Genomic DNA, 21,676 nt, shown 5'->3' on the forward strand with positions numbered 1-21,676 from the left:
CGTCGATTAAATTTGTTTTTTAACGAGATAAAATGTTCTTTTGAAGTGTTAGAATCCCAAATCTACCATGACTTATGAAAAATAATGTTCTTAGTGCTTTTGTAGTGTTTTTTGCAGTAGTAGCCTGTCTATTAATTATAGACGACATTTCGCATGGTGTAACTAAAAATGACTCTGATTCGGCAGATGTAAAGGCTGAAATACCTCAGAAAAAGTCTGAAAATCTAGCAACACTAGATTTAACTGCGGACAATTAATTTTTGAAGTTTTTTTCTAAGACTAGCCTCGTCAATACCGTTTACAGATTTTAGTTGATTAATAGTGCCGTGTTCTGTAAACGTATCTCTCACACCCATTATTTCAATCTTAGATTTGTAGTCATTGGCATTAGCAAATTCTAGAATTGCAGTTCCAAATCCACCAACAATAGTTCCATCTTCTATGCTAATTATCACCTTATATCTTTTAAATAAAGTATGGAGTAAATCTTCATCTAAGGGTTTTACAAAACGCATATCGTAATGGCCCACACCTTCAAAATCTATATTGTTTTCTAAAACACTAGTTACCGTATTTGACGTTGTTCCAACTGATAGAATCGCAATATCTTTTCCTTCTTTTAAACATTCGCCTTTCCCAATTTCAATTGTTTCAAAAGGCTTTTTCCAATCTAATAGTGTACATCTACCACGAGGATAACGAATGGCGATTGGAAAATTAATGCCTTGTTGTACGGTGTACATTATGTTTCGAAGTTCAATAGCATGTCTGGGTGCAAAAATCACTAAGTTTGGAATACACCTTAAATACGCCAAATCAAAAACCCCATGATGTGTAGCGCCATCTTCGCCAACTAAACCAGCGCGATCTAAACAAAAAATAACAGGTAGTTTTTGTAAGGCAACATCCTGAATGACCTGATCGTATGCGCGTTGTAAAAATGTAGAATAAATGTTGCAAAACGGAATTAGTCCTTGTGTGGCCATTCCGGCAGCAAGCGTTACAGCATGTTGCTCCGCAATTCCAACATCAAAAGCACGGTCTGGAATTGCTTCCATCATGTATTTTAAAGAACTTCCTGTCGGCATAGCAGGTGTAATTCCAACGATTTTTTCATTCTCTTTTGCTAATTCTACTATAGTTTCACCAAAAACGTCCTGAAATTTTGGAGGTTGGCTTAAGCCAGATGTAGCAATCAATTCCCCAGTTTTTGCATTAAACTTTCCTGGAGCGTGGTATTTAACCTGGTTTTCCTCAGCTTGTTTTAAGCCTTTTCCTTTTGTGGTAATCACATGCAGAAATTTTGGACCAGACATCGATTTTAAACGCTCTAATTCTGCGATTAGTTTTGGTAAATCATGGCCATCAATAGGTCCGGAGTAATCAAAATTTAAGGCTTCAAAAATATTGTCTTGCTTTTCGGTTCCCTTTTTAACATTGGTAAGATACTGTTTTAAAGCACCAACACTTGGGTCAATTCCAATAGCATTATCATTAAGTATAACAAGTAAATTGGCGTCCGTTACTCCAGCGTGGTTTAAGCCTTCAAAGGCCATACCGCTAGCTATTGAAGCGTCACCAATGACGGCGATATGTTGTTTTTGCAAGTTGCCCGTTACTTTAGAAGCAATGGCCATACCTAGCGCTGCAGATATTGATGTGGAAGAGTGACCAACACCAAAGGTATCGTATTCACTCTCGTCACGTTTTGGAAAACCACTAATACCACCGAATTGTCTATTTGTATCGAAAATTTCTTTCCGCCCCGTCAAGATTTTATGTCCGTAGGCTTGGTGACCAACGTCCCAAATGAGTAAATCTTCAGGTGTGTTAAACACATAATGCAGTGCAATAGTTAACTCCACAACACCTAAACTAGCGCCCAAGTGACCTTCTTTAGTCGCAACAATATCAATAATAAATTCACGTAACTCTTGGGCAAGTGCAGATAAATTATCTTGAGATAATTGTCTTAAATCTTCTGGGAAGTTGATATGGTCTAAGAGTTGTTTTTGCACAAAGCAAAAATACTCATTTTATCAGTCTTCTACTTTGAAAGTTATAGGTAAGTTGTATAATGTAGAAACTGTTTTTCCATTGTGTTTTGCGGGAATAAACTTTGGCAATAATTCTATGACTCTTTTAGTTTCTTTTTCAAAAGCTGTATGAGGTGCTCGTATTTGTATATTGACTATATTTCCTAAACTGTCAATTTCAAATTGAGTAAGGATTTTTTGAATTCCTGATAAGCCTAGATGTCCTTGACTAGTTACAAAATTATCAAGTATTATGTTTCTAATTTTTTCTTGAAAGAATTTCCGCTCTTCGGAAATTGAAATATTCTTAGGAGTACTTTTGAACTTTGGTGGCGAATCAACTTCCATAAAATAATATGGGTCATTAGGCTTTCTTTCAGGTCCTAGGCAATGAATGACATCAACAATACTGTCTTTTATTACTACTATTGTATCAATTGTTGTTTTGTTTATCGAATCTTCTTTGATTTTTTTTTCATTACAATTAAAGAAGATAAAAGAAATCAACAAAAAGCTAAAATATTTCATATCCAAAGAATTTCTTATTGAGCATCAATTTTCTTGCCGTATTTGTTTTACTAATTTGAAACTGTATTTTTATAACCATGATAAACCCTTTCGACGATACATACTTTATGAAAAAAGCACTTCAGGAAGCTGAAGCGGCTTTTGGAAAAGGTGAAATTCCTGTTGGTGCCGTTGTTGTTATTAATGACAAAATTATTGCCCGTTCTCATAATCTCACAGAGTTACTTAATGATGTGACAGCACATGCCGAAATGCAAGCTATTACGGCTGCTGCCAATTTTTTAGGTGGTAAATATCTTAATAATTGTACGTTATACGTCACGCTAGAGCCTTGCCAGATGTGTGCTGGCGCTTTGTATTGGAGCCAGATTTCTAAGATTGTTTATGGAGCGTCTGATGAGCAACGTGGTTTTAAAACTATGGGAACACAATTGCACCCAAAGACAAAAGTAATAGGTGGTATTCTAGAGCAAGAAGCATCAGAACTCATGAAACGCTTCTTTATTGAGAAACGTAATCTAAATTGACAAAACATCATCATTTGTCATGCTGTCCCGAAGCTTTGGGAGTTTCAGCATCTCATCAAACTCCTAAATTATAACCAAAAAAAACGCCCAACCATCGGTTGAGCGTTGAAACTAATAAAGTATATCTTATTCTTAAAGAATGCTTACGTTTGCAGCAACCATTCCTTTGCGTCCTTCTTCTTCTGTGTACTCTACGTTATCGCCTTCGCGAAGTTCTAATCCATTAAGGTTTGATACGTGTACGAAGATGTCTTTTCCTGTTTCTTCGTTGGTAATGAATCCAAATCCTTTTGAATCATTAAAAAATTTAACTGTTCCAGTCATTATAAATAAAAATAAAAATTAAAGTGCAAAGGTACAGTTTAAAACATTACATAGACGAAATAACGCGTTTTATTTCAAAAAGTTACAATTTCTTAATATTTACCTTGTTTTTGATTTTCTCTCATTTTCTTAATACTATCTTTTGTAATCATGTAATCTTTAGGGTCTTTGTCTTTCCAGCGATAGTAAGAGAATAGTGGAAAAACTATAAAGAAAATACCCATTACACCAAAGCCTATAAGTTTTTGGGAATACGTCACATCCATTGTAAAGCCACACACTAAACTAGTCATTGAGGCTATAAATGCGATAAAGGTTATTATTTTAATGAATTTCATATTAGGATGTAAAATTAATTAATTCCTTTCGGTATGCCGTTAGTAATTTAGATTTTGAAACAAAGCCAAAATACTTTTCGTCCTTAATTACAGGAAGATTCCACGCACCGGATTCCTGAAATTTTTTCATTACATCTTGCATCGAATCTTTTTCATAGATAATAAATTCAGGCGGGCGATGCATAAAAGTTTCCACAGTTGTAGAGTCGTAAAGCGATTGGTCAAACATGACTGTTCTAATATCGTCTAGTAGAATTATACCCATAAAATTATTCTCATTATCCGTTACTGGAAATAAATTGCGACTAGATTTAGCCACACCATTTTTAAGCATATCGCCAAGCGTCATTTCAGGATTTAGAACTATAAAGTTCTTTTCTATAACAGCATCTAAGTTCATTAACGTCAATACACTTTTGTCCTTGTCTTGGGTCAATAACGCGCCTTTCTCTAATAATTCTTTTGTGTAGATGGTATGGTCTAAAGCATTTTTGTTAATAATAAAAGACATAGAAGCCGTAATCATCAAAGGCACAAAGAGCTGATAACCACCAGTAATTTCAGCAATTAAAAAGATTGCTGTCAACGGCGCATGTAATACACCAGCTATCAGTCCTGCCATACCAATAAGAGTAAAGTTTGCTTCGGAAACCGAAAAGCCTAAGCCGCAATTATTAATTATTTTGGCGACTAAGTTTCCTAAAGAGCTTCCCATGACTAAGGTTGGGATAATAATTCCGCCAGTTCCGCCAGCGGCAAAAGTTGTGGTCATGGCAATAGCTTTAAAAACGGTAATGCCAAAAAGCAGTCCAATCACAACCCATATATTGTCTAAATAATTGTCAAAAAGAGAAGCGCCAATCGCTTGCTTATCGTTACCTAACATTAAATCGTTTATAAAACCAAAACCTTCACCGTAAAGCGGTGGAATAAAATAAAGCATCACACCAATAGCTAAACCACCAACAATAAGTTTTTGTCTGGCAGACTTAAAACGATTAAAGATGGAAGTCACTCCAAAATAAATTTTTGTAAAATAAATAGAGGCAATGCCTGTTCCTATTCCTAAAAGGATATAAAAAAGGGTGTCTTTAATTTGAAATTTTTCTGAAACTGTAAAGTCAAAAAGTACACTATCGCCCAAGAAAAAGTAGGAGGTAATTACTGATGATACTGAAGCAATTAAAAGCGGTAAAAGTGATGCGAATGTTAGGTCTAGACTAAAGACTTCTATAGCAAAAATTATGGCGGCAATAGGAGATTTAAAGATGGAGGCTATTGCACCAGCCGAAGCACAGCCAATTAGTAAACTTCTTGTTTTCCTGTCTATATGGAGCAACTGACCTAAACTAGAACTAATTGCCGATGCTGAAGCTATTGCAGGACCAAGTAACCCAACCGAACCTCCAAAACCTACCGTTAAAGGTGCTGTAATTAGTGGTAAATAAATTTTACGCCTACTAATTAATCCGTTTCGTTTAGACAACGAAAAAAGTATGGATGGTATGGCATGTTCACTTGGTTTTTTGGACACATATTTTACAAACAAATAGACTAAAAACAATCCAATTACGGGCAGTATAAAATAGATACTATTTTCTGATAGGATTATGCCTTTTTCAAAAACCGCCTCGATAGCAAAGGTGATGTTTTTTATAGTCACCGCGACTAAACCAGAAAGTAATCCAATGACTAAGGCTAGTAAAAACACGAAGTTTTTTTCGGAGATGTGTTTGTACCTCCAAATAAGTAGGCGTCTAAAAAAAGTGGACTTCGTTGGCATAGTTTAAATCTAACAAAAAATCCTGCAATGAACAGGATTTTAAATATTCTATTTTATGAGATTCTGAAACTCCCGAAGCTTCGGAACAGCATGACAAAAGAGTAAATTTATGATTTCAGGTTAAGTTTTAAACTTAATTCTGTGAGTTGCTCATCGTCAATCGGCGCAGGTGCATCAATCATAACGTCTCGCCCTGAATTATTTTTTGGGAACGCAATAAAATCTCTAATGGTTTCCTGTCCGCCCAAAATGGCAACCAATCTATCTAGTCCAAAAGCAATACCACCATGCGGTGGCGCACCATATTCAAAAGCATCCATTAAAAAGCCAAATTGCGCTCGCGCTTCTTCTTCGGAGAATCCGAGGTGCTTGAGCATAATAGCTTGTGTGGCTTTATCATGAATTCTGATAGAACCACCACCGATTTCGTTTCCGTTTAAAACCAAATCATAAGCATTGGCTTTTACTTCGCCTGGCTTTGCGTCTAATAATTCAAGTTGACCTGGCTTTGGTGAAGTAAATGGATGGTGCATGGCATGGTAACGCTCTGTATCTTCGTCCCATTCTAAAAGTGGGAAATCCATAACCCAAAGTGGTGCAAATTCGTCTGGTTTACGTAAGCCTAAACGCTCAGCTAATTCCATTCGTAATGCGCTTAATTGTGCACGGACTTTATTGGTTTCTCCAGAAAGCACACATATTAAATCACCAGCTTTTGCGCCAGTCACTTCTGCCCATTTTGCTAAGTCGTCTTGGTTGTAAAATTTATCCACTGAAGATTTGTAAGTACCATCGTCATTGCAACGGCAATATACCATACCGAGTGCGCCAACTTGTGGACGTTTTACCCAATCAATCAGTTTATCTATTTCCTTTCTTGTGTATGTATTTCCACCAGGAACAGCAATACCAACTACTAATTCTGCTGAATTAAATACGTTAAAATCTTTATGTTGGGCTACAGCGTTTAACTCACCAAACTCCATCCCAAAACGAATGTCTGGTTTGTCATTTCCGTATAAACGCATCGCATCATCATAAAGCATTCTTGGAAATTTATCGACTTCGACTCCGTTAATTTCTTTCAGCAGGTGACGTGTTAAACCTTCAAACGTATTTAAAATATCTTCTTGCTCAACAAATGCCATTTCACAATCTATCTGTGTAAATTCTGGCTGTCTGTCTGCACGTAAATCTTCGTCTCTAAAACATTTTACAATCTGAAAATATTTATCCATGCCACCAACCATCAACAATTGTTTGAAGGTTTGAGGCGATTGTGGAAGTGCATAAAACTGACCTTCATTCATACGAGAAGGCACTACGAAATCTCTTGCTCCTTCTGGTGTCGATTTTATGAGGTATGGCGTTTCTACTTCAATAAAACCTTCATTAGATAAATAGTTCCGTACAGCTTGCGCTACTTTGTGTCTAAAGATTAAACTCTCTTTTACTGGATTACGACGAATATCGAGGTAACGGTATTTCATACGTAAATCGTCACCACCATCGGTTTTATCCTCAATTGTAAAAGGAGGTGTTTTAGAGCCATTCAGAATCACTAATTCAGAAACTAAAACCTCGATTTCACCTGTTGGAATATTCGGATTTTTAGACGCACGTTCTTGTACTTTTCCTTTAACTTGAATAACAAACTCACGACCTAATTTTTGAGACTTTTCTAAAATGTCTTTCGCTGTTTGCTCTTCGTCAAAGTACAACTGCGTAATGCCATAACGGTCACGCAAATCCACGTAAACCATAAATCCTTTATCTCTAACACCTTGAACCCAACCGCTGAGGGTGACTTCTGTATTTGTATGCGTGGCTCTTAACTCGCCACAAGTATGACTTCTGTACATATTTTAAATATTTTCATCTTCGCCAAAGCTATGATGAATGAAGGTGCAAATTTAAGCCATTTCTAAGATTATCAAATAAAAAAGCCTCAACATTATTGAGGCTTTTGAAAGACTATTTAAATCTGTAATCTACGCAGCTACCGTTTCACCTTCGCGCTCTAAAACATCTTGAGTTGTGCTCGGTTTAGTATTTAATCGCATTTTCAGTCGTGTTGCTAAATAAAATAATACCGGTACAACAATCAACGTTAAAAATGTAGCTATAAATAACCCATAAATAACTGTCCAAGCTAATGGACCCCAGAAAATTACGTTATCTCCACCAAAATATATATTTGGGTCAAAATCGCTAAATAAGCTAAAGAAGTTAATATTTAGACCTATTGCTAGTGGGATTAATCCCAAAATCGTAGTAATAGCGGTTAATAATACAGGTCTTAAACGTGCTTTACCAGCTTTAATGATTTGTTTCAATAGTTCTTCTTTTGGCAAATATTCAGTAATATCTAAATCGAGTTCGTTCTTTTTTCTATCAATAAGTAATTGTGCGTAGTCAAGCAGAACAACACCGTTATTTACCACAATTCCCGCTAAGGATATAATACCCATCATGGTCATTAGGATTACGAAAGATGCGCCTGTAATCACAATACCGCCAAATACGCCAATTAGACTCAAGAAAATAGCAATCATGATAATCGCTGGTTTTGAAACTGAATTAAATTGGAATATGAGAATAAGGAAAATTAAAAATAAACCTGAGAAAAAAGCACCCATTAAAAAGGCCTGTTCTTTGTTTTGTTCTTCAATTTGCCCTGTGTAATCAATTTTTATATTATCTGGTAAATCATCGAAACTTTTCATTTCATCTTGAATACGTGTCACCACAGCTTGTGCATCTACATAGCCAGGCGCTAAGGCCGAATATACCGTAACCACACGTTTGGTATCTCTGTGTTTTATGGCGCTAAATCCTGAATTGTTCTTTTGATTTGCAACTGCAGAAACCGGTATTTCACGAACTTGACCAGAAGCCATGTCTCTAAATATAATTTTCTGATTAAATAGTGCACTTGTATTGTATCTTAAATCTTCATTGAAGCGTACGTAAATGTCATAATCGTCACCATCTTCTTTGTAAATACCTGCTTTTGCTCCAAATAAAGAGTTTCGTAATTGTTGCCCAACTTGTCCTGTGCTAACGCCTAATTCACCTGCCTTTTCACGGTCAACAAGTACTTGCATTGCAGGCTTATCTTTGTTAACGTCTATTTTAAGCTCGTCGATTGCCGCAATATTTTTTGAATTTATAAAACGACGCATGCGTTCTGCAATAGAAATTAATTCGTCGTAATCATCGCCTTCGATTTCGATGTTTATCGGTGGTCCTACTGGTGGTCCATTTGCATCTTTTTCTACAGAGATTAAAACGCCTGGGTACACATCGGTTAATGCTTCTTGTACTTTTTGACGAAGCACTTCACTATCCTTGCCATTACGGTATTTGTACTCGCGCATGGATGCCGTGATTTTTCCTTTGTGCGGCATTTCTGCGGCAGAACCACCATCGGTTTGCGGATTTCCTGCACCTTCACCTACTTGTGCTACCGAGCTTTCTACCAAGAAATTTTCACCATCTTTTATATATTCATCGGCATATAAAATGCTATAAACTTTGGCTTCAACTTCTTTAGTGATTTTATTGGTTTTTTCGATATCTGTACCTTCAGGGTATTCGATATAAACTATAATTTGGTTTGGCTTGTTATCTGGAAAAAATTCAATTTTTGTACGTTGAGTAGCTACTGAAGCACCAAATCCTCCGAAAGCTATGAATAGCAAGATTAGACTTCCAAAAGCGATGAGTTGAGGTTTCCATCCTTTTAACGAAGTAGAAAGGGTTTTTTCGTAGAAATTCTCTAATCGTACTAATGCCTTAGTCTGAAACCAATTGGCTGCATCGCGTAATACTAAACGATAAAACCAGAGTAATATGGCTGTGAAAATCATTACTGAACCTAAACCTCTGTATGCGCCTCCAAAAATAAGTATAAGCGCACCAAAACCTACTAGAATTCCAGAGATACGAATAATTTGCTTCAAGGGCATCTCTTTGTCTTCCGTAGTCATAAACTGAGATACGAGCACTGAGTTGAAGAAAATTGCTACGACTAAAGACGACCCTAGAACAACGGATAAGGTTATAGGAAAATAAATCATAAACTGTCCCATTAGTCCTGGCCATAAACCCAGAGGAATAAAGGCGGCGATTGTTGTCGCAGTAGAAATAATGATTGGGAATGCAATTTCGCTAATCCCTTTTTTTGCGGCTTCAACACGTGTTAAGCCTTCTTCATCCATTAAGCGATAGACATTTTCTACAACCACAATACCATTATCTACAAGCATCCCGAGACCCATGATTAATCCAAATAAAATCATGGTATTCATCGTGTAGCCCAATGCACTTAAAATCATAAGAGACATAAACATAGACATTGGGATGGCGAAGCCTACAAACAAGGCATTTTTAAATCCTAAAAAGAACATTAATACGGTAACTACGAGAAAAATACCAAAGATGATATTATTTACTAAATCATCTACTTGTCCTATAGTTTTAGAAGATTGGTCATTGGTTGTTGTAACCCTTAAATCTGGAGGAAAAACATCTGATTTTGCTTTTTTAACTATTTCTGAAATTTTCTCTGCGGCTGCGACCATGTTTTTTCCAGAACGTTTTTTAACGTCTAACATTACCACTTCTTCGCCTTTACCAGTTTCAGGATTATACTCACGAGCGTAAGTCGTTTTATCCTTTGGTTTAAAACTTATCGTTGCAATATCTTTTAAGTAAATAGGATTATTATTTTCGGACTTTACAACAAAGTTTTTTAAGTCTGATGGCTCATCGATTTCGCCTATTATACGAATTGTTCTTCGCTGTCCGCTTGTGATAAAATTACCTGCTGACATCGTCATATTGCCATTGGCAATGGCGCCTGTAACATCGTTGAAGTTTACTTTAGAAGCCATCATTTTGTAAATGTCTACAGCAACTTCAACCTCTTTGGTTTGCGCGCCTCGGATGTCTACTTTTTTTATTTCTGCTAAATCTTCAATTTCATCTTCAAGGTATTCCCCAAATTCTTTAAGCCGTTCTACAGGATAATTCCCTGAAATATTAATATTTAGAATTGGGATTTCCTCAGACATACTTAATTCAAAAACATTAGGCTCTACTTTGGCGCCATTAAAGGTAGGCCAGTCTTCACTAGAAGTTTCTGTATCTATTTCGTCTTTTACTTTTTGTTTGGCGGATTCTACATCGACATCATCATCAAACTCAACAACAATCATAGAGTAATCTTCTTGTGATGTCGATGTTATTTCAACGACATTACTTACGTTTTTTAGTTTGTCTTCTAGTGGGTCTGTAATGAGTTTCTCGATATCCTCGGCAGTATTTCCAGGGAAAAGCGAGCTCACATAAATTTTAGTTTCTTGAATTTCTGGGAAATTCTCTCGCGGCATATCAAAATAAGCTTTTCCACCTAAGAAGAGAATAAGAATAATAGCCACATACATGGTGGTTTTATTGTTAATAGCCCAAGTAGACAATCCAAATTCTTTATCTACTATTTTTTTTATTTTCTTTTTGTTGGTCATGAGACTGTTTTTTTAGTATTAAGGACGAGATACGCTTTATTATACTTTAGGTTCTACCTCTCTTACTGCTTGTCCATTTTTTACACTACGAGCACCTTCATCAATAATTTTATCTCCAGCACTTAAACCATTTAAAACTTCAATAACGTCACCCTGCGTTTTTCCTGTTTCGATAATTACCTGTTTAGCGGAAGATATATCATCCCTTTTTTCTAAAACATAGATGTATTGCTCACCATTTGCATTCTCTGAAATAATTCCTTGTGGAATTAAAATGGCGTCTTCACTTGTGTAATCATTTATTTTTAGACGTGCAGTAAGATTCGGTTTGATGTTTTTGTCTTTGTTTGGTACAGCAATTTCTACCTTAAACGTTCTGTTTGCAGGGTTAATAAAGTTACCTGTTTGTCTCACTTCTGTATCTAGGGTTTTCCCTAAAATTGGAAACGTAACTTCGACCTTTTTTCCTTCTGTAATTGTCGTGATGTAAGATTCGGGTATGTCTGTAGTAATATACATATCAGAAAGATTTACAAGTCGCATTAAAGGCGTTTGTCCAGGAGCAACAACACTACCTTGTTCTGTGATTACATCATCGATAACGCCAGAAAACGGTGCTCTTACAGCAGTTTTTGCTAATTGTTGATTAATCTGGTTTACAGATTCTTCTAAGGCTTCATAACTCGACTTAGCACTTAGATATTGAATTTCACTACCAATTTTTTGTTCCCAAAGACGTTTTTGTCTTTCGAAAGTTGTTTTAGCTAAATCTGACTGAATTTGTAATTGTGCTTTTTGCTGTGCTAAACCACCATCATCAATTCTGGCAAGAATCTGACCTTTAGAAACATTGTCACCTTCTTTTACAAAAACTTGTTTAAGAATGCCACCCATTTCTGGAGTCAACACCAAATTTTGTTTAGTCTCTACACTTCCTTGTAATTCGAGATAGTGATTAAATTTTTCAGTTTTAGCAGTAATTGTTGTAACTAACGGTACGTTGCGTTCTGGATTAAGTACTTTTAAACTGTCATCCAGTTGTTTTATTTTTTTTGCTAATTCCTGTTGTTGTGCAATTAAATTGTCTTTTCTGGTTTGTATAGTTTTAACGTCTCCTGTTGCTAAAATATCTTCTATGCTTTGTTTTTTATCACCACCACAAGATGCAAATAACAGTGACAAAATGATTAGTTTAATTATGTTTTTCATTTTAAAGGAATTTAAAATTTAGAGGTTTGATTAGTAATAGTTTCTAGCTCTGCTTTAGAATTAATAACGTCCAGCATAGTTTGTAAAAACTCTTGTTGCGCTGAGTATAATTGTGTTTGTGCTTGTCTTAGCTCAAAACTAGAGCCAACACCTTCAAAGAATTTGGTCTGATTTTTTTGTTCTATCCGTTCTGCTAAAGCCAGATTTTGTTTTTTGTTAGCATAATCTTCTACGGCAAACCTATAATTACTTTTGGCTGTTTCTATCTGAAGATTTAATCGCTGTTCCGTTTCTGTAAGTAAATCTGTAGATTTTTCTAGATTAATTTTTGCGCGCTGAGTTGCTGCACTACGTTTACCAGAACTAAAGATGGGAAGATTAAGATTAACACCAACAGCAGAGAATCCAAACCAACGGTTATTGCTGTCTAGGAAAACAAAATCGTCTGAAAAGCTATTGTATCCTCCATTTAAAAATGCGCTAAGTGTTGGTAATGCTTTGCTTTTTTCTAGCTTAAGAAGTAATTCTTTAGAGCGCTTATCGTTAGCTGCAATTTTATAGTCAATAGTAGCTTCAACATTACTATCGTTTTCTAATGCTTCTAAAGAGATGTTTTGCACAGTGAGCGTTTCAAGAGTATCGGTTAGTTGAATTGTTGAATTAAACTCAATACCCAGAGTAATGTTTAGCATTTGGTATGCTATATCTTTTAATCGTTCAGTATTTTTTAAATTACTCTCTACGTTAGAAAGTGTAATTTGTAGTTGCTCTACACTTTCTTCTTCACCGAGACCGTTTTCGTAAATTTTAGTGGTTTCGTATAAATTCTTTTTAAGTACTTCGATATTTCGTTTTAATATAGCAATACTTTCTTCTGCCAGTAACACATTACCATAAGCGTTAATTACAGCTTTTCGGACTTCTAAATCTGTTTTTACTTTGGCGTTTTCAGAAATTTCTAAGAATACTTTGGCAGATTGTAAGCCTACCAAGTAAGAGCCATCAAATAACAACTGATTTAAAGTTGCGGTAGCCACGGCATTTTGTTTAGTTCCAAAAATAACCTCAGCAAATTCTCCAGGATTCCCACCAAAAAATTCTGCTGGCACCACCGAAACCTGTTGTTTTAAGAAGTTTTGGTAGTTTATAGAAGCGTCTAATTGCGGGAGCCCAGTTGCTGTAGTTTCCCATTTTTGTTTCTTCGCCGCAGTAATATCACGCTCTGCATTTTTTGCAGTTCTATTATTTTCTAAGGCATAATCAATGGCTTCTTGTAAGCTAAAACTACTAGGAATATCCTGAGAAAAGCCAAGAAAACTTGATAAGATTAGAAAACAGATAATTATATGTTTCATTAGTGTTTTGATTGTGTTTTGTTGATAAATTGATTTAAAATTTCGAACCCTTTTTCGGTTACAATAGCTCTGAGATGGTATTCTAGAAAGTTTTCCATAAGATATTCCATATTAAATTTACTCTTTGGGAAAATCGATTCGTCTTTTATTCCTGTCATTCCGTTAAAATAAAGTCGTGAGATAAACTCTACATCTATATTTGGTCTAAACATGCCAGAGTCAATGCCTTTTTGCAAACTTTCTGAGACGGAGTCGTGCATTTTATCGAATTGTTTGCCTTTTAGATTCTCGTAAATTTGAGGGTAATATTTTTTGAGTTGAAATTGAGGTGATGCTTGTTCGTTTTTTAAGTGCTGCATAACAAACATTTTAATATCGTACAACTCATTAATAGGATTGGATGACGCATCACAAATACAATCGATACCATCGCAGATATTTTCAAACAACGTAAAAGTTACAGCCTCAACAAGTTTGGTTTTATTATTAAAATGAACGTATATGGTCTTTTTAGAAATGCCCATTTCATTGGCAATATCGTCCATGGTAACACTTTTAAAACCAAGAGTTAAGAAGAGTTCTGATGCTTTATGTATAATTTTTTCTCTCATAATTAGACGGCAAAAATAAGCCAGGAAACTTTAAGAACAAAAAAAGTTTCCAAAGTTTTAATGATTTTTTAACATTCGTGATGTTGAGTTTAAATATGCCGAAAGCTGTATTTTTGTATTATGAATAACATTAAGACTTACCAATCTGCCTTTGTAGACTATTTAGAAACATACATAGTCGACCGAGAGCCTAAAAACCTTTACGACCCCGTTAATTACATACTTAATCTTGGCGGAAAGCGATTACGTCCTGTCTTAACTTTAATGGCGTGTGATTGTTTTGGTGAAGATTACCACAAGGCTTTGGATGCCGCACTAAGTGTCGAGGTTTTTCATAACTTTTCTCTCGTCCATGACGATATTATGGATGATGCGCCAATTCGAAGAGGGCAACAAACCGTTCACGAAAAGTGGGATGTTAATACAGGAATTCTCTCTGGTGATGTTATGTTAATAATGGCGTATCAGTTATTTGAAAACTATAAGCCAGAAACCTTCCAAGCACTAGCAAAGTTATTTAGCAAAACGGCCACTGAGGTTTGTGAAGGGCAGCAATACGATGTCGATTTTGAAACTAGAAATGATGTTACCATTGACGAGTATTTAAAAATGATAGAGTATAAAACGGCCGTTTTAGTAGGTGGCGCTATGAAAATGGGAGCTATTGTTGCAGAAACCTCCGAAGAAAATCAAAATGCGATTTACGACTTTGGGCGATATTTAGGGATTGCTTTTCAATTACAAGACGATTATTTAGATGCCTTTGGAAATCCAGAAACTTTTGGTAAACAAGTTGGCGGCGATATTATAGAAAATAAAAAAACCTTCTTATACCTAAAAGCTTTGGAGTTTGCCTCGGAAGAACAGAAAGTAAAACTTTTAGAATGGTTTTCTAAGCAGCCTGACGATTCTTCTGAAAAAGTAGAACAAGTCAAACAAATTTTTATAAGCACAGGAGCAAAAGCAGCCACTAAAGAGGCTGTAGAGCAGTATACTGAAAAAGCGTTTTCTCTATTGAAGATGATGAACGTAGACGAAGAGAAAAAGCAAATCCTTAAGCAGTTTGGTCTAGGTTTAATGACACGCAACGTTTAATGCAACTACCAACGACTTTCGAAGCTTTAGTTGAAGAAGCAAATGGACTAAAACTCTATAAAAAACTAATAACTCAGTTAAATAAAGATTTGCATTATGCCAATGTGGACTTGCAGTTTAGTGATGAGGTTTTACCAACAAGCTTAAAATTTCTGTTGCAAGACACCGTATTTTATTTGCTTCAAAACAAATTTACAGAGTATCTTAATCTACTTTATATTGTTGATGTGTCCGAAGTAAAGGTTAGAGCATTAGATAATGAAGATATTACAACACTTTCTGAACAAATTACGTTTCTTATTCTACAACGCGAATGGCAGAAAGTCTGGTACAAAGCTAAGTTTAGTTAAGTGTAGATAATTTACTATCAAGTAGGTACTCTAATTTCTCGTGCTTTTTTGCCTTCTTTATAATTTCAAAAAGTTGCTTTTTTAAGCGCTTAAAGGTTGCTATATATTTATTAACCTTATCCTGTAAAAGAAGATGCTTAGCCGTAAATTCATTTTTGGTTTGTGCTGTGCTATCTAAAATGCAATTATCTAGGGCTTCCAAATGGTTTTCCACAGTATTAATTAGCATACAATTACGTTTTTCGGACCTATTTATAGCATCGATAATTTCTTCTCGTTCTATTTGCGTATCATCGTTAGTAATCTCTAATGTGGTTTCGTTAGTAGCATCTAACAAAAATTTGTGTTCGTCTTTAATAAACAACAAATCACTTAGCCAAGATTTAGTCTTTTCGTTTAGTAGAGTTGCATTAAATGATATTACTGTCGTTTCCATAATCTTTCCTTTAATTGCGTATCAAGTTACTTTAATACTTAGAAAGAAAACATGATATCTATCAGCTCAGTACCACCTTTTAATTCTGTATACTGACGTTTGTCATAATTTATCATTAGAGATTAGTCTAACTTTAGTAAACTATTTAAAAACCAAAAGTCATGGAAAGAGGTGTACCTATATTTACGATAATGACAAGAGATGTTATTACTTTAAATCATAACGATGATTTAGAGACTGCCGAATTTTTATTTAAAAAACATAAAATCAGACATATTCCTGTTGTAAAAGGGAAAAAGATTATTGGTATGCTAAGTTATACTGACCTATTACGAATTAGCTTTGCTGATGCTGTTGATGAATATGAGGATGAGGTAGATACAGTAGTGTATAACATGTTTACAATAGAGCAAGTTATGGCCAAAAATGTGGTGATTATATCACCGTTCGAAACGATTAAGGAAGCCGCTAGAGTTCTTGGCAAACATGAATTTCATGCATTGCCCGTTGTTAATAGTGGAGAGCTTGTTGGCATTTTAACTACAACAGATTTAATTAAATACTTAGTAAAAAAACTTTAGGTTATTTTTTTAAAAAAAGAACCTGACAAAAGGCAGCCATGGGTCTGCATAGATACTCTCGTCTTCGTCATAGAGCACGTCATATCTTACGCCGAAAACAACATTCCCGGCACGATAACCAACGCCAAGAAATAAGGCATTGGCCCAAAAATTATCTCTATTTTGTCCTGAGAATTGAGAGTCAAAATCGGTATTAACATTAACCTGCTCAAATTCTGCAGAAATCTGTACCTCTGGGTATGGATTTGTCAAAGCAATAATGCTTCCGCCTAAAATAGTAGAACTAAAAACATCTTTTTGGCTACTATAACTACCAGTTAGGCCTAGGCCTGCAGAAAAATAGGGGTTAAAATCGTAGATGGCACTAGGCGCTAATGTGCCACTAAAAAACCCGTTACCAAAATTTAAACCTACACCACCACCAAATCTAACATTTTGCCAAAAATTAGAAGTATCTTCTACTTGACCAAAACACATTAGACAAGAAAAAACCAAGACTATTGATAGAAAAAATGATTTCATACTAACATTTTTTAAACTAATGGTTATAAATATACTAAATGTGTGACTGAAAACGGTAAAAGTTGTACTTTTGCTTAAATTTTATTGAAACGAAAACGTCTCAAAAAAACAATGGATAAATATTCCTTTCTTAACGCAGCTCATACAGCTTATTTCGCTGACTTATACGACCAATATCTTAAAAATCCAGATTCTGTAGAACCAAGCTGGCGTGCCTTTTTTCAAGGTTACGATTTTGGCTCTGAAACCTATGGTTTAGAAGGTGAGATTGTAGAGGGTGTTTCAACGCAAATACCGGAGCATGTACAAAAAGAATTTCAGGTTGTAAAACTTATCGATGGCTACAGAAGTAGAGGTCATTTATTTACAAAGACAAACCCTGTAAGAGCTAGACGTAAATATGCCCCAACATTAGAAATAGAGAATTTTGGGCTATCGCAGGACGACTTACATACACAATTTTCTGCTGGAGAAATAATAGGATTAGGCTCGGCAACTTTGCAACATATTATAGACCATTTAGAACGTATTTATTGCGATTCAATTGGTATTGAATACATGTATATCCGTCAACCAGAAGAAATAGATTGGATACAAAAAAAGCTGAACATTAACGATAATCATCCTCAATTTTCAGCAGTCGAAAAGAAAAACATTCTCAGAAAATTAAATGAAGCTGTTTCTTTCGAAACATTCTTACATACCAAATATGTTGGGCAAAAACGTTTCTCTCTTGAAGGAAACGAATCTTTAATACCAGCATTAGATGCCATGATAGAAAAGGCAGCAAACTATGGTGTTAAAGAGTTTGTTATGGGTATGGCACACCGAGGTAGATTAAGCACACTTACCAATATTTTTGGTAAATCGGCTAAAGATATATTTAGTGAGTTTGACGGAAAAGATTACGAAGAAAAAATATTCGATGGCGATGTAAAATACCATCTGGGCTGGACAAGCGACCGGGAAACAGATACAGGTAAGAGAATTAATCTTAGTATAGCACCAAACCCATCGCATTTAGAGACTGTAGGTGCAGTAGTAGAAGGAATTTCTAGAGCAAAACAAGACAGAAAAGAGATAGAAGACCCATCTCAAGTACTACCAATTGTGGTTCATGGAGATGCTGCGATTGCAGGTCAAGGCTTGGTTTACGAGGTCGTACAGATGGCTCAGTTAGACGGCTACAAAACTAACGGCACCGTTCATATTGTAGTTAATAATCAAATTGGATTTACTACTAATTATTTAGATGGTCGTTCGAGTACGTATTGTACAGATGTCGGGAAGGTTACCTTGTCTCCTGTACTTCATATTAACGCAGACGATGCTGAAGCCGTTGTACACGCTACGCTATTCGCATTAGATTTCAGAATGCAATTTAAACGTGATGTCTTCATAGATTTATTAGGTTACAGAAAGTATGGGCATAACGAAGGAGACGAACCAAAGTTTACACAGCCATTGCTATACAAAGCAATTTCAAAACATAAGAATCCACGAGATATTTATGCCGCTAGGCTGATTGCCGAAGGCGTAATTGACGAAAATCACGTTAAGAAAATTGAAAAAGATTATAAAGACCAACTCGAAGAAAAACTAGTTGACTCTCGCAAAATCGAAAAGACAAAGATTTCCCCTTTTATGCAGGAACAATGGAAAGATTTTGTTCGTGTCGATGAAAAGGAGATGATGAAGTCTGTTGATACTACGGTTTCAAAAGATGTCTTGAAGGATATTACAGAAAAAATTTCAAATCTACCTGAAGACAAAAAATTTATAAGAAAAATCCAAAGATTAGTAGAGTCTCGTCAGACGATGTTCGACGAAGATAGATTAGATTGGGCAATGGCAGAACATCTAGCTTACGGTTCGTTATTATCAGAAGGCTATAATGTTCGTATCTCAGGACAAGACGTAGAGCGTGGTACATTTTCTCACAGACACGCTGTGGTTAAGGTAGAAGACAGTGAAGAAGAAATTATTTTATTAAAAAATATTTCTGAAGACCAAGGTCAGTTTAATATTTACAACTCTTTACTGTCCGAATATGGTGTCGTTGGTTTCGATTATGGGTATGCCATGGCGAGTCCTAATACCCTAACCATTTGGGAAGCGCAATTCGGGGATTTTAGTAATGGTGCCCAGATAATGATAGACCAATACATATCTTCTGGAGAAGATAAGTGGAAAACACAGAACGGATTGGTTATGTTATTGCCACATGGCTACGAAGGTCAGGGTGCAGAGCACTCTTCTGGTCGTATGGAGCGATACCTACAAGTTTGTGCCAAAGACAATATGTTCGTTGCAGATTGTACAACACCAGCTAATATGTTTCATTTGTTACGCCGACAAATGAAAGCTAATTACAGAAAGCCATTAGTAATTTTTACGCCTAAAAGTTTATTACGTCATCCAAAAGTAATCTCTACTGTAGATGAGTTTGCAACAGGAAGTTTTCAAATGTTGATAGACGATGCTAATGCGAAAGCAGATAACATAAAAACGCTTGTGTTTGTAACAGGTAAATTCTATTACGATTTATTAGAAGAGCAAGAAAAACTTGAAAGGGACGATGTAGCATTAGTAAGAATCGAACAGTTATTCCCATTACCAATAGAAGATATAAAAGCAGTTTTAAAGAAGTATAAGAATGCTGATGATATTGTTTGGGCGCAAGAAGAGCCTCGTAATATGGGAGCATATGGTCATATACTTATGCATTTAGACGAAGCTAAAAGCTGGCGAGCGGCAAGTAGAAGACCTTATGGAGCACCAGCAGCTGGAAGTTCTGTTCGCTCGAAAATTCGTCATCAAGAAGTTATAGATTTTGTTTTTGATAAAAGCAAAGACAACCAAAGAAAATAAGAAACACACTAATACTCAAATCAGAGCTTAATAAATTAAAAGAACGATGATTTTAGAAATGAAAGTGCCTTCACCAGGCGAATCAATCACAGAAGTCGAAATTGCAGAATGGTTAGTGCAAGACGGAGACTATGTAGAAAAAGACCAAGCAATTGCAGAAGTAGATAGCGATAAAGCAACGTTAGAGCTACCAGCAGAAGCAAGTGGTATTATTACCCTTGCAGATGCCGATGGAAAAAGATACGAAGAGGGCGACGCTGTTGTTGTTGGTGCTGTTGTTTGTTTAATAGATACAAGTGCATCTAAGCCTGATGCTTCGACTAGCTCGGCAACCGAAACGAATAAAGAGGAGAAAACGGTTGAGCCTAAAAAAGAAGCCGCCAAGCCAACGGAGAACGAGACCAAAACATATGCTACAGGAACAGCAAGCCCAGCAGCTAAAAAAATATTATCCGAGAAAAACATTAGTGCTTCTGACATAAAAGGTACTGGGAAAGACGGACGAATTACAAAAGAAGATGCTATAAATGCAGTACCTTCTATGGGAACACCAACAGGAGGAAACAGAGGTACTTCTCGTAACAAAATGTCTATGCTACGACGTAAAGTAGCAGAGCGTTTAGTCGAAGCCAAAAACACAACAGCGATGTTAACAACGTTTAACGAAGTGGACATGTCGCCTATATTCGATTTACGTAAGCAGTACAAAGAAGACTTTAAAGCTAAGCACGGCGTAAGTCTTGGGTTTATGAGTTTCTTTACTTTAGCTGTAGTGCGTGCTTTAAAATTATATCCTGCAGTTAATTCTATGATTGATGGTAAAGAGATGATTTCTTATGATTTTGTTGATGTAAGTATTGCTGTTTCTGGACCAAAAGGATTAATGGTGCCTGTGATAAGAAATGCTGAAAATTTATCGTTCCGTGGTGTGGAGTCAGAGGTTAAGCGTTTGGCTTTAAGAGCAAGAGATGGTAAAATTACAGTTGATGAAATGACGGGAGGAACCTTCACCATTTCTAACGGAGGTGTTTTTGGTAGTATGTTATCTACGCCAATAATTAATCCACCACAAAGTGGAATTTTAGGCATGCACAACATTGTAGAACGTCCAGTAGCGGTAAATGGAGAGGTTGTAATAAGGCCAATTATGTATGTAGCATTGTCTTACGACCATAGAATAATCGACGGGAAAGAATCTGTAGGGTTTTTAGTGGCTGTAAAAGAGGCTTTAGAAAATCCTGTAGAGTTATTAATGGACAATGATATAAAGAAAGCTTTGGAGCTGTAAATACTTAAACTTCAATATGTAATTAAAAAATCCTCAAACTTTGAGGATTTTTTGTTTTTACGATAGAATAAAAAAAGCGCAATTCCCCCAAATTGCGCTTTTAAAATTTTTAGATACCCTTTATATCTAAAAGCTAACTAAACTAATTAACTAAAAAAGATTACAGAGATGTTTGCTGTTACAATAGCAACAGTACTTACAATAAGTAGTAACACAAATATTTTACTGTTGTTATTTTTCAAACTCAAATAATTACTCTGTAAATGCTGATTGTTAGCATATGTAAATTTC

At 35.7% G+C, this 21,676-nt stretch carries 19 protein-coding genes; 7 read left to right on the top strand and 12 right to left on the bottom strand.

What is annotated here, in order from left to right; all coding sequences use genetic code 11:
• Nucleotides 1-74: 74 nt before the first annotated feature.
• Nucleotides 75-257, top strand: coding sequence for a hypothetical protein (locus DFQ05_RS11040; protein WP_132705469.1), 183 nt, complete (start codon nucleotides 75-77; stop codon nucleotides 255-257).
• On the opposite strand, the gene DFQ05_RS11045 is transcribed toward DFQ05_RS11040, so the two are convergent.
• Both DFQ05_RS11045 and DFQ05_RS11050 read right to left on the bottom strand, forming a co-directional pair.
• Nucleotides 240-2,018, bottom strand: coding sequence for a 1-deoxy-D-xylulose-5-phosphate synthase (locus DFQ05_RS11045; RefSeq protein WP_132705470.1), 1,779 nt, complete (start codon nucleotides 2,016-2,018; stop codon nucleotides 240-242). The genes DFQ05_RS11040 and DFQ05_RS11045 overlap by 18 nt on opposite strands.
• A 21-nt stretch (nucleotides 2,019-2,039) precedes the next feature.
• Entirely contained in the window at nucleotides 2,040-2,564 is a 525-nt protein-coding gene (locus tag DFQ05_RS11050) for an energy transducer TonB (RefSeq protein ID WP_132705471.1), read from the bottom strand.
• Between the two features lie 77 nt (nucleotides 2,565-2,641).
• On the opposite strand from DFQ05_RS11050, the gene DFQ05_RS11055 reads away from it, so the two are divergent.
• Entirely contained in the window at nucleotides 2,642-3,091 is a 450-nt protein-coding gene (locus DFQ05_RS11055) for a nucleoside deaminase (RefSeq protein ID WP_132705472.1), read from the top strand.
• Nucleotides 3,092-3,223: 132 nt separating this feature from the next.
• Here the strand turns inward: DFQ05_RS11055 and DFQ05_RS11060 are convergent, their stop codons facing one another.
• The 8 genes from DFQ05_RS11060 to DFQ05_RS11095 all read right to left on the bottom strand — a co-directional run bounded on the left by DFQ05_RS11060 (nucleotide 3,224) and on the right by DFQ05_RS11095 (nucleotide 14,242).
• A complete protein-coding gene (locus DFQ05_RS11060; protein ID WP_073085124.1) occupies nucleotides 3,224-3,415 on the bottom strand; it encodes a cold-shock protein in 192 nt (63 codons plus the stop codon).
• Nucleotides 3,416-3,507: 92 nt separating this feature from the next.
• The gene (locus DFQ05_RS11065) at nucleotides 3,508-3,753 is read right to left on the bottom strand and encodes a hypothetical protein (protein WP_132705473.1); all 246 of its coding nucleotides are present in this window, start codon (nucleotides 3,751-3,753) and stop codon (nucleotides 3,508-3,510) included.
• A gap of 1 nt (nucleotide 3,754) precedes the next feature.
• A complete protein-coding gene (locus tag DFQ05_RS11070; RefSeq protein WP_132705474.1) occupies nucleotides 3,755-5,536 on the bottom strand; it encodes a chloride channel protein in 1,782 nt (593 codons plus the stop codon).
• 107 nt (nucleotides 5,537-5,643) lie between these two features.
• The gene (gene aspS / locus DFQ05_RS11075) at nucleotides 5,644-7,398 is read right to left on the bottom strand and encodes an aspartate--tRNA ligase (protein ID WP_132705475.1); all 1,755 of its coding nucleotides are present in this window, start codon (nucleotides 7,396-7,398) and stop codon (nucleotides 5,644-5,646) included.
• Between the two features lie 129 nt (nucleotides 7,399-7,527).
• A complete protein-coding gene (locus DFQ05_RS11080; RefSeq protein ID WP_132705476.1) occupies nucleotides 7,528-11,067 on the bottom strand; it encodes an efflux RND transporter permease subunit in 3,540 nt (1,179 codons plus the stop codon).
• Between the two features lie 39 nt (nucleotides 11,068-11,106).
• The gene (locus tag DFQ05_RS11085; protein WP_132705477.1) at nucleotides 11,107-12,276 is read right to left on the bottom strand and encodes an efflux RND transporter periplasmic adaptor subunit; all 1,170 of its coding nucleotides are present in this window, start codon (nucleotides 12,274-12,276) and stop codon (nucleotides 11,107-11,109) included.
• Between the two features lie 11 nt (nucleotides 12,277-12,287).
• Nucleotides 12,288-13,631, bottom strand: a complete 1,344-nt coding sequence (locus tag DFQ05_RS11090) for a TolC family protein (RefSeq protein WP_132705478.1) — start codon at nucleotides 13,629-13,631, stop codon at nucleotides 12,288-12,290.
• The gene (locus DFQ05_RS11095) at nucleotides 13,631-14,242 is read right to left on the bottom strand and encodes a TetR/AcrR family transcriptional regulator (RefSeq protein WP_132705479.1); all 612 of its coding nucleotides are present in this window, start codon (nucleotides 14,240-14,242) and stop codon (nucleotides 13,631-13,633) included. Before DFQ05_RS11095 ends, DFQ05_RS11090 begins: the two co-directional genes overlap by 1 nt.
• Before the next feature lie 120 nt (nucleotides 14,243-14,362).
• Here DFQ05_RS11095 and DFQ05_RS11100 point away from each other — a divergent pair, with 120 nt between their 5' ends.
• Nucleotides 14,363-15,337: a polyprenyl synthetase family protein gene (locus tag DFQ05_RS11100; RefSeq protein ID WP_132705480.1), complete on the top strand. Its 975-nt coding sequence runs from the start codon at nucleotides 14,363-14,365 to the stop codon at nucleotides 15,335-15,337.
• Nucleotides 15,337-15,687, top strand: a complete 351-nt coding sequence (locus DFQ05_RS11105; RefSeq protein WP_132705481.1) for a hypothetical protein — start codon at nucleotides 15,337-15,339, stop codon at nucleotides 15,685-15,687. Before DFQ05_RS11100 ends, DFQ05_RS11105 begins: the two co-directional genes overlap by 1 nt.
• Here the strand turns inward: DFQ05_RS11105 and DFQ05_RS11110 are convergent.
• Nucleotides 15,680-16,123 (bottom strand): hypothetical protein, encoded by a 444-nt coding sequence (locus tag DFQ05_RS11110; protein WP_132705482.1) that lies wholly within the window; start codon nucleotides 16,121-16,123, stop codon nucleotides 15,680-15,682. The genes DFQ05_RS11105 and DFQ05_RS11110 overlap by 8 nt on opposite strands.
• Nucleotides 16,124-16,284: 161 nt before the next feature.
• On the opposite strand from DFQ05_RS11110, the gene DFQ05_RS11115 reads away from it, so the two are divergent.
• Entirely contained in the window at nucleotides 16,285-16,704 is a 420-nt protein-coding gene (locus DFQ05_RS11115; RefSeq protein WP_132705483.1) for a CBS domain-containing protein, read from the top strand.
• Between the two features lie 9 nt (nucleotides 16,705-16,713).
• Here the strand turns inward: DFQ05_RS11115 and DFQ05_RS11120 are convergent, their stop codons facing one another.
• A complete protein-coding gene (locus DFQ05_RS11120) occupies nucleotides 16,714-17,226 on the bottom strand; it encodes an alpha-ketoglutarate decarboxylase (protein WP_132705484.1) in 513 nt (170 codons plus the stop codon).
• Nucleotides 17,227-17,337: 111 nt separating this feature from the next.
• On the opposite strand from DFQ05_RS11120, the gene DFQ05_RS11125 reads away from it, so the two are divergent.
• Both DFQ05_RS11125 and odhB read left to right on the top strand, forming a co-directional pair.
• Nucleotides 17,338-20,097, top strand: a complete 2,760-nt coding sequence (locus tag DFQ05_RS11125; RefSeq protein ID WP_132705485.1) for a 2-oxoglutarate dehydrogenase E1 component — start codon at nucleotides 17,338-17,340, stop codon at nucleotides 20,095-20,097.
• 46 nt (nucleotides 20,098-20,143) lie between these two features.
• On the top strand, nucleotides 20,144-21,385 hold the full coding sequence (gene odhB / locus DFQ05_RS11130; RefSeq protein WP_132705486.1) for a 2-oxoglutarate dehydrogenase complex dihydrolipoyllysine-residue succinyltransferase: 1,242 nt from the start codon (nucleotides 20,144-20,146) through the stop codon (nucleotides 21,383-21,385).
• The last annotated feature ends 291 nt before the right edge of the window (nucleotides 21,386-21,676 follow it).

The organism is Winogradskyella wandonensis (genome assembly GCF_004346845.1).
Lineage (GTDB): Bacteria > Bacteroidota > Bacteroidia > Flavobacteriales > Flavobacteriaceae > Winogradskyella > Winogradskyella wandonensis.

Coding starts and splice junctions, on each gene's coding strand:
- DFQ05_RS11050 (WP_132705471.1), bottom strand. CDS start 2,564: ATGAAATATTTTAGCTTTTTGTTGATTTCTTTTATCTTCTTTAATTGT.
- DFQ05_RS11095 (WP_132705479.1), bottom strand. CDS start 14,242: ATGAGAGAAAAAATTATACATAAAGCATCAGAACTCTTCTTAACTCTT.
- DFQ05_RS11105 (WP_132705481.1), top strand. CDS start 15,337: ATGCAACTACCAACGACTTTCGAAGCTTTAGTTGAAGAAGCAAATGGA.
- DFQ05_RS11070 (WP_132705474.1), bottom strand. CDS start 5,536: ATGCCAACGAAGTCCACTTTTTTTAGACGCCTACTTATTTGGAGGTAC.
- aspS (WP_132705475.1), bottom strand. CDS start 7,398: ATGTACAGAAGTCATACTTGTGGCGAGTTAAGAGCCACGCATACAAAT.
- DFQ05_RS11085 (WP_132705477.1), bottom strand. CDS start 12,276: ATGAAAAACATAATTAAACTAATCATTTTGTCACTGTTATTTGCATCT.
- DFQ05_RS11100 (WP_132705480.1), top strand. CDS start 14,363: ATGAATAACATTAAGACTTACCAATCTGCCTTTGTAGACTATTTAGAA.
- DFQ05_RS11065 (WP_132705473.1), bottom strand. CDS start 3,753: ATGAAATTCATTAAAATAATAACCTTTATCGCATTTATAGCCTCAATG.
- DFQ05_RS11125 (WP_132705485.1), top strand. CDS start 17,338: ATGGATAAATATTCCTTTCTTAACGCAGCTCATACAGCTTATTTCGCT.
- DFQ05_RS11060 (WP_073085124.1), bottom strand. CDS start 3,415: ATGACTGGAACAGTTAAATTTTTTAATGATTCAAAAGGATTTGGATTC.
- DFQ05_RS11040 (WP_132705469.1), top strand. CDS start 75: ATGAAAAATAATGTTCTTAGTGCTTTTGTAGTGTTTTTTGCAGTAGTA.
- DFQ05_RS11120 (WP_132705484.1), bottom strand. CDS start 17,226: ATGAAATCATTTTTTCTATCAATAGTCTTGGTTTTTTCTTGTCTAATG.
- DFQ05_RS11055 (WP_132705472.1), top strand. CDS start 2,642: ATGATAAACCCTTTCGACGATACATACTTTATGAAAAAAGCACTTCAG.
- odhB (WP_132705486.1), top strand. CDS start 20,144: ATGATTTTAGAAATGAAAGTGCCTTCACCAGGCGAATCAATCACAGAA.
- DFQ05_RS11110 (WP_132705482.1), bottom strand. CDS start 16,123: ATGGAAACGACAGTAATATCATTTAATGCAACTCTACTAAACGAAAAG.
- DFQ05_RS11080 (WP_132705476.1), bottom strand. CDS start 11,067: ATGACCAACAAAAAGAAAATAAAAAAAATAGTAGATAAAGAATTTGGA.
- DFQ05_RS11115 (WP_132705483.1), top strand. CDS start 16,285: ATGGAAAGAGGTGTACCTATATTTACGATAATGACAAGAGATGTTATT.
- DFQ05_RS11090 (WP_132705478.1), bottom strand. CDS start 13,631: ATGAAACATATAATTATCTGTTTTCTAATCTTATCAAGTTTTCTTGGC.